Origin of the sequence: Nocardioides bizhenqiangii (genome assembly GCF_034661235.1) — a bacterium.
GTDB classification, from domain to species: Bacteria; Actinomycetota; Actinomycetes; order Propionibacteriales; family Nocardioidaceae; genus Nocardioides; species Nocardioides bizhenqiangii.
Genome location: NZ_CP141059.1, coordinates 3,451,734 through 3,465,457, shown reverse-complemented (window position 1 = coordinate 3,465,457; position 13,724 = coordinate 3,451,734). Strand labels below are relative to the sequence as shown.

11 protein-coding genes are annotated in these 13,724 nt (G+C 71.4%); 10 read left to right on the top strand and 1 reads right to left on the bottom strand.

What is annotated here, in order from left to right; genetic code table 11:
• Window positions 1–165: 165 nt before the first annotated feature.
• Window positions 166–1,407 (bottom strand): HNH endonuclease signature motif containing protein, encoded by a 1,242-nt coding sequence (locus SHK19_RS16845; RefSeq protein WP_322936926.1) that lies wholly within the window; start codon window positions 1,405–1,407, stop codon window positions 166–168.
• 466 nt (window positions 1,408–1,873) lie between these two features.
• Between SHK19_RS16845 and SHK19_RS16840 the strand changes: the two genes are divergently transcribed.
• From SHK19_RS16840 to SHK19_RS16795, 10 genes are all read left to right on the top strand, one after another.
• A complete protein-coding gene (locus SHK19_RS16840) occupies window positions 1,874–3,661 on the top strand; it encodes a methylmalonyl-CoA mutase family protein (protein ID WP_322936925.1) in 1,788 nt (595 codons plus the stop codon).
• Window positions 3,658–5,811 (top strand): methylmalonyl-CoA mutase, encoded by a 2,154-nt coding sequence (gene scpA, locus SHK19_RS16835; RefSeq protein WP_322936924.1) that lies wholly within the window; start codon window positions 3,658–3,660, stop codon window positions 5,809–5,811. The genes SHK19_RS16840 and scpA overlap by 4 nt, the downstream gene beginning before the upstream one ends.
• A gap of 10 nt (window positions 5,812–5,821) precedes the next feature.
• Window positions 5,822–6,802 (top strand): methylmalonyl Co-A mutase-associated GTPase MeaB, encoded by a 981-nt coding sequence (gene meaB, locus SHK19_RS16830; RefSeq protein ID WP_322456419.1) that lies wholly within the window; start codon window positions 5,822–5,824, stop codon window positions 6,800–6,802.
• 69 nt (window positions 6,803–6,871) lie between these two features.
• Window positions 6,872–7,342 carry a hypothetical protein gene (locus SHK19_RS16825; protein WP_322936923.1) on the top strand — a complete coding sequence of 157 codons (471 nt, stop codon included), beginning with the start codon at window positions 6,872–6,874 and terminating at the stop codon, window positions 7,340–7,342.
• On the top strand, window positions 7,339–8,136 hold the full coding sequence (locus SHK19_RS16820; RefSeq protein ID WP_322936922.1) for a hypothetical protein: 798 nt from the start codon (window positions 7,339–7,341) through the stop codon (window positions 8,134–8,136). The genes SHK19_RS16825 and SHK19_RS16820 overlap by 4 nt, the downstream gene beginning before the upstream one ends.
• Complete coding sequence (locus SHK19_RS16815; RefSeq protein ID WP_322936920.1) at window positions 8,133–9,476, top strand: lipase family protein; 1,344 nt, start codon at window positions 8,133–8,135, stop codon at window positions 9,474–9,476. Before SHK19_RS16820 ends, SHK19_RS16815 begins: the two co-directional genes overlap by 4 nt.
• Window positions 9,473–9,889, top strand: a complete 417-nt coding sequence (locus tag SHK19_RS16810) for a hypothetical protein (RefSeq protein ID WP_322936919.1) — start codon at window positions 9,473–9,475, stop codon at window positions 9,887–9,889. The genes SHK19_RS16815 and SHK19_RS16810 overlap by 4 nt, the downstream gene beginning before the upstream one ends.
• A gap of 124 nt (window positions 9,890–10,013) precedes the next feature.
• A complete protein-coding gene (locus SHK19_RS16805; protein ID WP_322936918.1) occupies window positions 10,014–11,108 on the top strand; it encodes a ScyD/ScyE family protein in 1,095 nt (364 codons plus the stop codon).
• Between the two features lie 72 nt (window positions 11,109–11,180).
• A complete protein-coding gene (locus tag SHK19_RS16800; RefSeq protein ID WP_322456425.1) occupies window positions 11,181–12,386 on the top strand; it encodes an amidohydrolase in 1,206 nt (401 codons plus the stop codon).
• A 166-nt stretch (window positions 12,387–12,552) separates the two neighbouring features.
• On the top strand, window positions 12,553–13,644 hold the full coding sequence (locus SHK19_RS16795; protein WP_322936917.1) for a BMP family lipoprotein: 1,092 nt from the start codon (window positions 12,553–12,555) through the stop codon (window positions 13,642–13,644).
• Window positions 13,645–13,724 lie beyond the last annotated feature (80 nt).

The following is a 13,724-nucleotide window of genomic DNA, read 5'->3' as shown; positions in this document are numbered from 1 at the left end:
GCAAGCCCGGTCGTCGGTGGGTGTCACCCTCGGTGCGGCTGAAACGGTCATTCATCAACGGGCAACGACGGCCAACCGGTGGGGCTCGTGGGCGAGGTGGTGGGTGGAAGTTGCAGTGGAGGACGCCGTCGGCGGAACCACCGACCTCGGCGCGGAGTCGTCGGTTCAGGTGCGTCGGTGGTAGCGGATGTCGCCGTTGGGGAGTCGTTCGGCGGTGTGGGTGGGGTCGTGGGCGAGGTGGTGGTGGTAGTTGCAGTGGAGGATGCCGTCGCCGAGGTCGGTGTTCCCGCCGGCGGCCCAGGGTTTGAGGTGGTGGGCCTCGGTCCAGGCGGCGGGGACGGTGCAGCCCTCGCTCCGGCAGCGTTGGTCGCGCAGCCGCATGGCTTTGCGCTGGGCCGGTGAGAACAACCGCCGGCTGCGGCCGAGGTCGAGGATCTCGCCGTTCCCGCCGAGGACGACCGGGATGATCGCGGAGTTGCACGCCAGCCGGCGGATCGCGGTGGCCGACAACGCCTCGCCACCGACGGTGCTGCCGGCGCTCAGTTCGGCGCGGAGGGAGTCGAGTCCGATGGTGACCATCACCGTCGTGCTGTCGCCGCCGTGCTGGGGGAGCTTGGTCGGGTCGAGGTGCTCCAGCAGCGCGCAGAAGGCCTGGCCGAGGCGGCGGGGGTAGGGGATCCGGTCCTCCTCCCCACCGAGGGCGTCGTGGTGTTTGCGGGGTGAGGTGAAAGCGTGAAGGTAGGTCAGCAACCGGTCCCGGTCGAGCACGGGGTGGACGATGGTGGTCCGCGCTAGCCCGTCACCGATCACCTTCGACCGGAGGCTGGTCTTCTCCCGGGCTCGTTGCTCCTCGTTCTCGAGTCGCTTGGCGAGCTCGGCCTCGGCGATGTCCGGGGCGACGACCTCGAGGAGGTAGCGGCCGAGCCGGCGGAGCTCGGTGGGGTTGAACTCCGCGCAGTAGGCGACCATCTGCGCCTCCGCGTCCAGGACCAGGCGGGGGTCCAGATCGGCGGGCAGCGCCTCCAACGCGTGGGCGATGACTCTGGCTTGGGCGAGCGAGACCTTGCCGTCGGCCATCCCGGCCGCGACCTGGGTCCACCGGCGGTCCAGGGCCTCGGCCAACTGCGCATCGGCCCTCGCAGCGGCGAGGTCTGCGCGGGTCAGCTGCGCGGTCCAGGCACCGACGTCGCGGGCACCGGCCTCATCGGCGGCATCGGCGGCGCCCGCGAGCACCCGGAGCCGCAGCTCGGCCAGCGTCGCCTCCAGCGCGTCGAGCTCGAGGACCGCGGCCTGCTTCTGGGCCGGTGCCATGAACGTCGGCTGCACCTCGCGGACGGTCTTCACCGACTCCCGGGCCGCCGCGACCGCACCCACGATCGGATGCTGCGTCTGCGGCTGGACGCTCATCCGGACCCCTTCGGCTGCTCGGGCACACGTGAATGGGTGTGTCCGGTGGCCTGGTGCCGGGGTGTCCTAGAGCTGAGTCTCGTGGACGACATGGGTCTTGCGACCTACGACCAATCGTACACCAGTTCGAACGTGAAGCCAAGGGCAATTCGGGAGATTCCGGCTTGGATTTCGGCCTTCGTGAGCCGGCCGCGGCGACCACCCCCCGACCTCCGCCCTCGTCCAAAGCCCTTTCGGTCGCAACCACCTACGTCCCGCAACCCCACTGGCATGGGTCTGGTGACGTTGCCAGAGCGCGCACCTCCTACCCTGCCGCCCTCCCAATGCCAGGAGGGCCGCACGGGCATCGGAGCTGGCTTACCCGCGGTCGCAACGAACCGTTGTCGCCCCTCCCGCCCACATCCCGGACGTCTCAAACCTCACACCTTGTGGCGACCGCCACGTGGCGGTTCGTAGGGTGCGCCTTATGACAGACGTCGACGGACCAGCCGACGCCGCGACTTCCCTTGCCCTCGCGCAGCCCGAGGACAGCCACAGCAAGGCGGAGTGGGAGGCGGCCGCGGCCGCCGTCCTGCGCAAGACCCGCAAGATGACGGACGCCGACCCCGACGCGTTGGTCTGGGACAAGCTGACCCACGCCACCCTCGACGGGATCGCGATCCCGCCGCTCGGCGTCGCCGGTGCCCCGGAGCCGGCCGTCCGGCCCAGCCGGGTCGGCGGGTGGGACATCCGCGCTCTGGTCTCGCACTCCGAGGCCAAGCTGGCCAACGAGGAGGCCCTGGTCGACCTCGACGGCGGGGTGACCAGCCTGTGGGTCGCTGCCGACGAGACGACCGACGTCGCGGCGGTCCTGGCCGGCGTGCTCCTCGACCTGGCGCCGGTCGTCCTCGATGCGCCCACCGTGCCGACCGAGGCCGCGCGCGCACTCCTGGCGTACGCCGACGAGCGCGGACTCGACCTCCACCCCGACAGCAACCTCGGCGCCGACCCGCTCGGCGCGATGCTGCGCGAGCTGCCGCTCGCGGTCGACGAGGCCGTCGCCGAGCTGCGAGACCTCGCTGCCCAGGCCAAGGCGGCCGGCGTCCGCGCCATCGTCGTCGACGCGACCGCTGCCCACGACCTCGGCGCCAGCGACGTCCAGGAGCTCGCCTGGTCCGTCGCCGTCGGCGTCGCCTACCTGCGCTGGCTCACCGACCACGGCTTCGACCTCGCCGACGCGGCCGACCTGATCGAGTTCCGGTACGCCGCGACCGACGAGCAGTTCCCGACCATCGCCAAGCTCCGCGCCGCACGGCAGCTGTGGGCGAGCGTGCTCCAGCACTCCGGGCTCCCGGCCGACGTCGACGTGGCGCAGCGCCAGCACGCGGTGACCAGCCGGCCGATGCTCAGCAAGTACGACCCCTACGTCAACATGCTCCGCGGCACCGTCGCGGCGTTCGCCGCGGGCGTCGGTGGTGCCGACGCGATCACCGTGCTGCCGTTCGACGCGGCCCTCGGCCGACCCGAGGCCTTCGGCCGGAGGATCGCGCGCAACGTGAGCCACCTGCTGATCGACGAGTCCCACGTCGCCGCGGTCGCCGACCCCGCGGGAGGTGCCTACGCCGTCGAGCAGCTCACCGCCGATCTCGCCGCCGCCGGGTGGGCTGCGTTCCAGGAGCTCGAGGAGGAGTGGGAGGGCGGCCACGACCTCACCCCCTTCCGGGAGCGGATCGCCGCGGCGGTTGCCGAGCGCGAGCGCCAGGTCGCGCGCCGCCGGCGACCGCTGACCGGCGTCACCGAGTTCCCCAACCTCGCCGAGGTGCTCCCGGTCCGCGACGCCGACCCCCTCAACGACCGCGCGGCGCGCTACGGCGCATCCTTCGAGGCGATGCGGGACGAACCGGCGGCGAGGCCGGTCTTCCTGGCCACGCTCGGCACCGTCGCCCAGCACACCGCCCGCGCCACGTTCGCCTCCAACCTGTTCGCGGCCGGAGGCATCGCGGTCGAGGTCGCCGGGCCGACCGCGGGTGTCGACGAGCTGCTGGCGTCGTACGCCGGACAACCGGTCGTGTGCCTGGCCGGCAACGACGTCGCCTACGCCGAGTGGGGTGCGGCCGCGGTCGAAGCGCTGCGGGGCGCCGGCGCCCAGCACGTGATCATCGCCGGGGTCTCGACAAGCTCGACCACCGACATCTTCGAGGTGGTTGACGACTCGTGCGCGCTGGGCGTCGATGCGCTGGCGTTCCTGACCGCTACCAGGGAGAAGCTGTCGTGAGCATTCCGAAGAGCTTTGCCGGGCTGCCCCTCGCGGGCGCCAAGGCCGCGGTCGAGGCGCCGACCGGCGAGGGCTGGCACAGCCCGGAGGGCATCGAGATCAAGCCGTCGTACGGACCCTCAGATGTCGCCGCCCTCGCGGACGATGGATCCCTCGACACCTGGCCCGGCCTGAGCCCGTTCCTGCGCGGTCCTTACCCGACCATGTACACCACCCAGCCGTGGACGATCCGGCAGTACGCCGGCTTCTCCACCGCCGAGGAGTCCAATGCCTTCTACCGCCGCAACCTCGCGGCCGGCCAGAAGGGCCTGAGCGTCGCGTTCGACCTCGCCACCCACCGCGGCTACGACTCCGACCACCCGCGGGTGCGCGGTGACGTCGGCATGGCCGGCGTGGCGATCGACTCGATCTACGACACCCGGACGCTCTTCGACGGCATCCCGCTGGACGAGATGAGCGTCTCGATGACGATGAACGGCGCGGTGCTGCCGGTGCTCGCGCTCTACATCGCGGCGGGCGAGGAGCAGGGGGTGAAGCCGGAGCAGCTCTCGGGGACCATCCAGAACGACATCCTCAAGGAGTTCATGGTCCGCAACACCTACATCTACCCGCCGGCGCCGTCGATGCGGATCATCTCCGACATCTTCGCGTTCACCAGCCAGCGGATGCCGCGGTTCAACTCGATCTCGATCTCCGGCTACCACATGCAGGAGGCCGGGGCGACCGCCGACCTCGAGCTCGCCTACACCCTCGCCGACGGGGTGGAGTACATCCGCGCCGGCCTGGAGAGCGGCCTCACCATCGACCAGTTCGCGCCGCGGCTGTCCTTCTTCTGGGCGATCGGCATGAACTTCTACATGGAGGTCGCCAAGATGCGCGCGGCCCGCGCGCTGTGGAGCCGGCTGGTCCGGCAGTTCGACCCGCAGAACCCCAAGAGCCTCAGCCTGCGCACCCACAGCCAGACCTCCGGCTGGAGCCTCACCGCGCAGGACGTCTTCAACAACGTCGGTCGCACCTGCATCGAGGCGATGGCCGCGACCCAGGGGCACACCCAGTCGCTGCACACCAATGCGCTCGACGAGGCGATCGCGCTGCCGACCGACTTCTCGGCGCGGATCGCCCGCAACACCCAGCTGCTGCTCCAGCAGGAGAGCGGTACGACGTACACGATCGATCCCTGGGCGGGCTCGTACTACGTCGAGAAGCTGACCCACGACCTCGCCGAGCGGGCGTGGGCGCACATCGAGGAGGCCGAGGCCGCCGGTGGCATGGCCGCCGCGATCGAGCAGGGCATCCCGAAGATGCGGATCGAGGAGGCCGCCGCCCGCACCCAGGCGCGGATCGACTCCGGCGCGCAGAAGGTGATCGGCGTCAACACCTTCCGGCTGCCGGCGGAGGACCCGCTGGAGGTCCTGAAGGTCGACAACGACGACGTCTACCGCCAGCAGATCGCCAAGCTCGAGCGGCTGCGGGCCGAGCGGGACCAGGCGGACGTCGACGCGGCGCTCGAGGCCCTCACGCGCAGCGCCGACTCCGGCGACGGCAACCTGCTCGAGCTGGCGGTGGACGCCGCCCGCCACAAGGCGACGGTCGGCGAGATCTCCGACGCGCTCGAGAAGGTCTACGGCCGGCACCAGGCGGTGATCCGTACCATCTCCGGCGTGTACCGCGACGAGGCCGCCGACTCAGGAGACACCCTGCTCTCCCAGGTGCGCGCGGCGACCGACGAGTTCGCGGACGCCGAGGGTCGCCGCCCGCGCATCCTGGTCGCGAAGATGGGCCAGGACGGCCACGACCGCGGCCAGAAGGTCGTCGTGTCGGCCTTCGCCGACATGGGCTTCGACGTCGACGTAGGCCCGCTGTTCTCGACTCCGGAGGAGGTCGCCCAGCAGGCGATCGACGCCGACGTGCACATCGTCGGAGTCTCGTCGCTGGCCGCCGGCCACCTCGCGCTGCTCCCGGCGCTGAAGGAGGCGCTCGCGGAGCACGGCCGCGAGGACATCATGGTCGTGATTGGCGGCGTCATCCCGCCGGACGACGTACCGACGCTGAAGGAGATGGGCGCGGCCGCGGTGTTCCTGCCCGGCACGGTCATCGCCGAGTCGGCGCTCGACCTGCTGGCCAAGCTGCGCGACCAGCTCGAGCACTGATGGCCGGCTGATGGGCGTCGACCGGCTGGTCGAGGGCATCCGCGAGGGTCGTCGGGCCCAGGTCTCGCGGGCGATCACGCTGGTCGAGTCGACCAGCGCGAAGCACCGCGCGCAGGCGCGCGACCTCCTCGCGGCGCTGCCGCAGGGCGACGCCGTGCGAGTCGGGATCTCGGGGGTGCCGGGCGTCGGGAAGTCGACGTTCATCGAGTCGCTCGGCAGCCGGTTGACCGCCGAGGGGCACAAGGTCGGCGTCCTGGCCGTCGACCCGTCCAGCATCCGCACCGGCGGCTCCGTCCTCGGCGACAAGACCCGGATGGCGCGGCTGTCGACCGACCCCGACGCGTTCATCCGGCCGTCGCCGTCCGCGGGCACGCTCGGCGGCGTCGCCCGCGCCACGGTGCAGGCGATGGCCGTGCTCGAGGCCGCGGGCTACGACGTGATCCTCGTGGAGACGGTCGGGGTCGGACAGTCCGAGGTGACGGTGGCGGGCATGGTCGACACCTTCCTGTTCCTCACTCTCGCCCGCACCGGCGACCAGCTCCAGGGCATCAAGAAGGGCATCCTCGAGATCTCCGACGTGATCGCCGTCAACAAGGCGGACGGCGACCGCGAGCAGGAGGCCAGGGGAGCCGCCAGGGAGCTGGCCGGAGCCCTTCGCCTGGTCCGTGGCCACTCGGACGGAGGGTGGGCGGTCCCTGTCGTCACCTGCTCGGGACTCAACGACGTCGGCGTCGACGACGTGTGGCAGCAGGTCATGAACCACCGCAGCCACCTCGGCGCCGACGGGCTGGCGAGGAAGCGGGCCGAGCAGCAGCTCGACTTCACCTGGGCGCTGGTGCGCGACGAGCTCGACCAGCGGCTGCGGCACTCGCGGGGGGTCAAGGCGGTGCAGGCCGAGGTGCGTGCGGCCGTCCTTGCCGGTGACCTGACCGCGCCGCTCGCCGCCGACCGGCTCATCCAGGCGTACGACGAGGATCCGCCCACCACCTAGTCGAGCACGCCGCGGAGCGGTCCACCCGCCGCGGTTTGCCGGGCGGCGGGACCGGGAAGAGCGCGGGGCATGGGATTCGCGGACCCGGACCAGCTCGAGGAGCTGGCCGGCCAGATCGAGGGCAAGGCCTCGGACGTCCGGGCGGAGTGCGGGCGCTTCGCGGAGCTCGTCGCCAACGTGGCGTGGCAGTCCGCGGGGGCAGAGGACTACCGCAGCGAGTGCGACGGTCTGCGGACGGACCTGCTGGGGGACGCCGACGGTCTCGACGCTGCCGCGGCCGCGCTGCGCAGGCACGCGGCGGCCGTCCGCGACCGGATCGAGTGGATCCAGGACCGGATCGCCGATCTCCGTCACCTCGCCGAGGAGGGTGTCGAGATCACCCAGGACATGATCGACGACATCGCCCGCTTCGGCGGCAGCGTCGCGAGCGAGGTGCAGGACGCCGTCGACGACATGCTCAGCGACCTCGGCGACCTCGCCGGCGGGGTCAGGGACGCCGCGGGTGACGTGATCGAGGGCATCGGGGGGTTGCTGCCGTGATCCGGGTAGGGGAGCGCACCCTGTTGGCGCGGCCGCGCCGGATCGCCCTCGGGGTGGACAAGTGGGTGGCCTTGCAGCGGTCCGCCGAGTCGGTCGGGCTGCGGCTGCCGCAGGACGTCCGGCTGCAGATCGAACCGGTCGACGTGGCGCTGGCCGGCGCCGATCTCGCCCGCGCGTCGACGCTGCTCCGTGACCACGGCGTGATCGATGACGACGGACCGGTGCCGGCTGTCGCCGCGAACCTCGCGGCGCTGGGAGCGGCCGATCACCGGATCCGGGTCTCGCTGGCAGGCCCGGACGTCTCCCGCCTCGGCTACCACTGGGTCGACGCGCACCTGGGCGGCTCGCTGGTGCGGGACGGCCTCACCCACACCCTCTCGCTCTTCGACGCGCGCGCGATCGGGACGGAGCTGCTCGCCCTGGTCCCGGAGCCGGACCGGCACGGGGAGGGCCGCGAGCCTTTCTCCGTCCCCCTCGCCGCCGTCGGACCGGTCGCGGCGATCGACGACGACGTCCCGGGTGACCTCCTCGCCGCCACGGGAGAGCTCGTCGGCCTCCACCCGCGCGACGTCACCCGCCTGCACGAGTGGAGCCGACGTACCCGGGCGGTGCTGCACGTGACCGCGGTGGGCCGGGATCGCGCGCCGCACGCGCTGGTCTGGTTCCTGGACCGCGACGGCTGGTGGTCCGGCCGCACCAGCAACCGAGCGTCCCGGACGCTCACGCTGGAGCCCCGGCGGCGCGCCGACCTCCCAGGCGAGCTCGGCAACCTCGTCGCGGGAGCCTGGCTGTGACCGGCGAGTACGACGTCCACGGCGGGGCGCACGGTCTCGAGGCAGACATGGACGACATGGACGCGACCGGCGGCGCCATCCGGGACACCGGCACGGAGGTCGTCGGCGTCGCTGCCGCGAGCCACCGGTTCCTCGTCGACGGCAACCTGCTGGCCAGCGCCGTGCTGTCGCCCGGCACGTTCGCGTCGTTCGAGGCGGAGATGGTGGCGGCCCTGGACGGCCCGAGCGCACTCTCGGCCCACGGCGTCAAGATGACCGCGGCCGGCTTCTTCATGCAGGCACAGGCGAAGGCATATCTCGCCGTGGACCGGGCGATGGAGATCGCGGACGACGTGGGGGACTGGGCACAGGGCTACACCGTGCCGCTCCAGCTCGCGTGGAGGCTCTCGCCCGCCGGCCTGCCCGGGACCGTCCTCGACCTCGCCGAGCTCGCCGACGAGGGGCTCTTCACGAACCCGGAGCAGTGGCTGGTCGAGCACCCCGACCAGCTGGAGGAGCTGGTCGCGAGCTCGCCCGGCTTCGTCGCCCTGTTGGGCACCCTGGCGCCGCCCTGGGCGCAACCCCTCATCGGGTTCCCCCTGGACGTCGAGCAGGCCTCGTCGACCCTCGCGGGGCTCTACAGCCAGGAGCTCGAGAGCCTCACGGCGCTCGAGACCTACGAGTCGGAGTCCCCCAGTGACATCCAGGGCGCGCTCCAGCGACTCGACGACGTCGCCGCCCACGAGGACCAGTTCCAGATCGAGGAGGTCGACGGCGTCTACAACGTCTACCTGCCGGGCACGAAGGCGTTCGACGCGCCGGGACTCGAGTCCGGGCTCGTGCAGAACATGGGCACCAACTTCGCGGCCGTGGCGGGCGACGACAACGCCTACCAGCAGGCGGTCCTCGAGGCGCTGGCGGACGTCCCGCCCGGTGCCGAGATCAACTTCATCGGCCACAGCCAGGGCGGTATCGTCGCCGCGCGCCTGGCAGAGGCGATCGCCAACGGCGAGACCGACGTCCAGGGGCGGGTCAACGCCGTCCTGACGGCCGGCTCGCCGGTCGACCACATCGAGCTCCCTGAGGAGGTCCGGATGGTGTCGCTGGTCAACGAGTACGACATCGTGCCGCGCCTCGACGGCGAGGCCTACGGCGACAAGAGCAACCACTCGACGATCGTGTTCGAGCAGCAGAACGGCGGCACGACCCCGAATCACGGGCTCGCGGAGGTCTACGTGACGGAGGCCGGTGACATCGTCGGCTCCGACGACGCCGCCGTCGTGGACGCCCTCGGAGGGCTCGGCGACTTCGGCGGTGGCGGAGACAGCACGGTGACGACCTTCCAGATGGAGCGCGGATGAGCCGGCTCACCCGCGGCGCGGCACTCGCCGCAGTGCTGCTCGTGTGCGCGTGTGACGCCGATTCGGACAAGGAGCAGGGGACGGTGCGCGACACGACGCAGAACCAGCAGATCGTCGACGCGATCGCGGCCGACATCGACGGCACGGACGGCGGTTTCACGAAGGTCGACGGTGTCTACCGGGACGACGCCTCCACCGCCCAGCAGGTGAGCTTCACGATCCGGTGCGACAGCTGTGACGCCGGGGCCGTGATCGACCAGGTCGTCGAGGCGGTGTGGGCGTCCGAGGTCGATCCGTTGCGCGTGATCAGCGTGTCGGTCACCGGTCCTGACGGCTACCAGGCCGACACCGTCGTGCTCGCCGACCGGGCAGCCGAGCTCACGGAGAGGTACGGCGAGCGCCCGAGTGGGTGAGGGCCGGGGTGGAGACGCGTCGTATCCGTCTCAGGGATGAGTTTTCCAGCATTCACCCTCGGCGGCCCGTGAGTGTGACGTAGCGTCCACGACTCGTACTCCCATCCTCCCGAGAGGTGAACGCGTGTCCAGCTCCAAGTCCGCGCGACGGCTCGTCGCTGCAGGAGTCGCCGCCCTCGCGGCGCTCGCCACCACCGTCGCACCCGATGCGACGGCATCCACGTCCGCTCCCAGCGACAGGGACGTGCTCGCCCACGGCCTGCTCTCGCCGTTGAGCGTCGCCGTGACCAACCAGGGCGCCATCGTCTACAGCGCCAACTTCGCCGGCGAGCTGTACCTGAAGAAAGCCGGAGAGCCGCGGAAGCTGCTGTTCCGCTCGAAGAAGGGCGCCGAGGTCGGTGCTGTCTCCGTCGACCGCCGCGGCGTCTGGTTCGTCCACGGCGCGGCCCTGATGCGGCGTACCTGGAAGGGCGAGGTCCGCCGGGTCGCGGGTCTCGGCGCCCACGAGCAGGCCACCAACCCCGACGGGGAGGCCACCTACGGCGCCCCGAGCCTCTCCCCGGAGTGCGCCGCGCAGTGGCCGACCGGGCCGGAGGCGCCGCCGCAGGAGTACGACGGCATCGTCGAGTCCCACCCCTACGGCACCGCCACCGCCGGCGGACCGGTGTACGTCGCCGATGCGGCGGGCAACTCGATCCTGAAGGTGCGCCGCGACGGGACGGTCAGCACGCTCGCGGTGCTGCCCGCGATCCCGGTCGAGATCACCCAGGAGTTCGCCGATTCGGCCGACCTCCCTGACTGCGCGGTCGGTCACTCCTACAGGTTCGAACCGGTCCCGACCGACGTCGAGATCGGCCCCGACGGCCTTCTCTACGTCTCCAGCCTGCCCGGAGGACCTGAGGACGGCACGGTCCCGGGCGGTGTCTTCACGGTCGACCCGGCGAACGGCAACCACACGCAGATCGCGACCGATCTCGTGAGCGCGACCGGCCTCGACGTCGCAGCGAACGGCGACGTCTTCGTCTCGGAGCTCTTCGCCGGCAAGATCACCAGGATCGCCGCCGGCGGCGGAGCCCAGAGCACGTTCGTGCGGGTGCCGTTCCCGGCAGCCGTCGAGCTCGAGGGTGACTTCGTCTACGCATCGGTCAACGTGCTGTCCGGACTCTCCGGCCAGCCCGGTGACGCGCCGGCGGGCAAGGTCGTGCGCTACACCCCCTGAGACCCGTTCGTCGCGGCGGCCCGTCCGGATCCGATCCGGACGGGCCGTTGCGGCAGGGCTAGGCTCGTCCTGATGCCCACGACCCCCGACCCGAGTGCCGCCGACTCCGTCGAGCGGGTGATCAACCACGTCGTCGAGAAGCACGCCGAAGACCTCATCGACCTGCGCCGCGACCTGCACCGCCACCCCGAGCTCTCGTGGGAGGAGCGTCGTACGACGGACCGGGTGGTCGAGATCCTCGAGCACATCGGCTGGCGGGTGACCCCCTCGCAGCGCAGCGGGGCGCTGGCCGAGATCGGCGAGGGCGAGCGCGTGGTCGCCCTCCGGGCCGACCTGGACGCCCTGCCCGTCCACGACCTGACCCCGGACCCGTGGGCCAGCACGGTCCCGGGCGTCGCCCACGCCTGCGGGCACGACGTGCACACCGCAGCGCTCGTCGGGGCCGCCCACGCCCTCGCCGAGGCGCACGGCCGCGGACAGCTCGCCGGCCGCGTGCGGCTGCTGTTCCAGCCGGCCGAGGAGGTGATGCCGGGCGGTGCCGTCCACCTCCTCAACCACGGGGCGTTGGACGAGGTCGAGCGGATCTTCGCGCTGCACGCCGAGCCCGCCGTCGACGTCGGCACGATCGGTGTCCGCACCGGCGCGATCACGAGCGCCGCCGACCGGATCGAGGTCCGGGTCGAGGGCACCGGCGGCCACACGTCACGTCCTCACCTCACCGGCGACCTGACCTTCGCCCTCGCCAAGATCACCAGCGAGCTGCCCGCCGTGCTGAGCCGCCGGATGGACCCGCGCGCCGGCGTCAGCGTCGTCTGGGGCATGCTCCGCGCCGGGTCCGCCCCCAACGTGATCCCCGACCAGGGCCTCGCCGCCGGCACCGTGCGGATCCTCGACTCCGTCGCCTGGGCCGGCGTCGAAGCCGTCGTGCGCGAGGCGGTGCTCGACATCGTCCGCCCCTACGGCGTCACCGCCGCGGTCGACTACCTCCAGGGCGTGCCGCCCGTCTTCAACGACACGACCAGCGCTCGCATCATCAACCGGTCGGTCGACGCGGTGCTCGGCACCCACCACCGCACCGAGGTGCCGCAGAGCCTGGGCGGCGAGGACTTCGGGTGGTACCTCTCGGGTGTCCCCGGCGCCATGTTCCGCCTCGGCACCCGGACGCCCGGCGGAGCGACCTACGACCTCCACCAGGGCGACCTCCGCGTCGACGAGCAGGCGGTCGGCGTTGGTGCCCGGGTCCTGGCCGCCGTCGCCGCCCGGACGCTGAACGGGTGACCGTGGGCAGCGGGTCGTCATCACCCATTTGGTAACAACTTAGAAATTTCCGTTGCAACGGCCCCCGTCACCGAAACTCGCCGTTAGGGTGCACGGGATGCCCCGCCGTGGGGCGCGACGACGAAATATGGAGGACGCCGTGAAGAGAACGGCTCGAATCGCTGCGGTGGCTGCCATCGCGGCTCTCGCCTTGACGGCATGCGGTGACAGGGAAGACGACGGCGACGGCGACAGCAGCGCCAGCGACACGCCGACCTCGACCGAGAGCTCCCCGACCGAGGACGCTGAGCAGTTCCCCGATTTCAAGGCGTGCATGGTGTCCGACTCGGGCGGCTTCGACGACAAGTCGTTCAACCAGACCTCGCACGACGGCATGGAGGCCGCCGCTGAGAACTACGGCGTGCAGACTGCCGAGGCCGAGTCCAGCGACCCCTCGCAGTTCGCGGACAACATCGACTCGCTCGTCAACCAGGACTGCAACCAGATCACCACGGTCGGGTTCCTCCTCGGTGACGCGACCCGGGCCGCCGCGAAGGCCAACCCGGACGTCGACTTCGCGATCGTCGACTACGAATTCCTCCACCCGGAGACCTTCGAGCCGAACCCGCCGCCGAACGCCAAGGGTCTGACCTTCGACACCGGCCAGCCGTCGTTCCTCGCCGGCTACCTCGCCGCGGCGAAGTCGGAGACCGGCGTGGTCGGCACCTTCGGTGGCCTCAACATCCCGACCGTGACCATCTTCATGACCGGCTTCGCGCAGGGTGTCGAGCACTACAACACGGAGAACGACGCTGACGTCAAGGTCCTTGGTTGGGACCCGGAGAACCCCGACGCCGGTTCGTTCACCAACGACTTCGAGGACAAGACCGCCGGCCAGTCCCTGGCCGAGGAGATGATCGGGCAGGGCGCCGACGTCATCTTCCCGGTTGCCGGCCCCGCCGGCCTCGGTGGCCTGCAGGCCGCCCAGGACAACGAGGTGTGGGGCATCTGGGTCGACACCGACGGCTGCGTCTCGGCCGCCGAGTACTGCGACTCGCTCCTCACGTCGGTCGTCAAGGGCATGGACGTCGCGGTGGAGAAGGCGATCCTCGACTCCGCGAGCGGCAGCTTCAACAACGAGGTCTACCGCGGCACGCTGGAGGACGGCGGCGTCAGCCTCGCGCCGTACGGCCCGAACGCCGACGTGGACGACGAGCTCGCTGCCGAGATCGAGGAACTCAAGCAGCAGATCATCAGCGGTGAGATCACCGTCGGCTGATTGCCGCTAGGTTGAACGACAGGTCGGGGAGGCGTCCGCCGCCCCGACCTGTCGCCTTCCCATGACCACCGTCGGACGGG

What these genes read in the sequence shown, in the direction of transcription:
- SHK19_RS16845 (WP_322936926.1), bottom strand. Translation starts at nt 1,407, where the DNA reads ATGAGCGTCCAGCCGCAGACGCAGCATCCGATCGTGGGTGCGGTCGCG.
- SHK19_RS16840 (WP_322936925.1), top strand. Translation starts at nt 1,874, where the DNA reads ATGACAGACGTCGACGGACCAGCCGACGCCGCGACTTCCCTTGCCCTC.
- meaB (WP_322456419.1), top strand. Translation starts at nt 5,822, where the DNA reads ATGGGCGTCGACCGGCTGGTCGAGGGCATCCGCGAGGGTCGTCGGGCC.
- SHK19_RS16825 (WP_322936923.1), top strand. Translation starts at nt 6,872, where the DNA reads ATGGGATTCGCGGACCCGGACCAGCTCGAGGAGCTGGCCGGCCAGATC.
- SHK19_RS16810 (WP_322936919.1), top strand. Translation starts at nt 9,473, where the DNA reads ATGAGCCGGCTCACCCGCGGCGCGGCACTCGCCGCAGTGCTGCTCGTG.
- SHK19_RS16800 (WP_322456425.1), top strand. Translation starts at nt 11,181, where the DNA reads ATGCCCACGACCCCCGACCCGAGTGCCGCCGACTCCGTCGAGCGGGTG.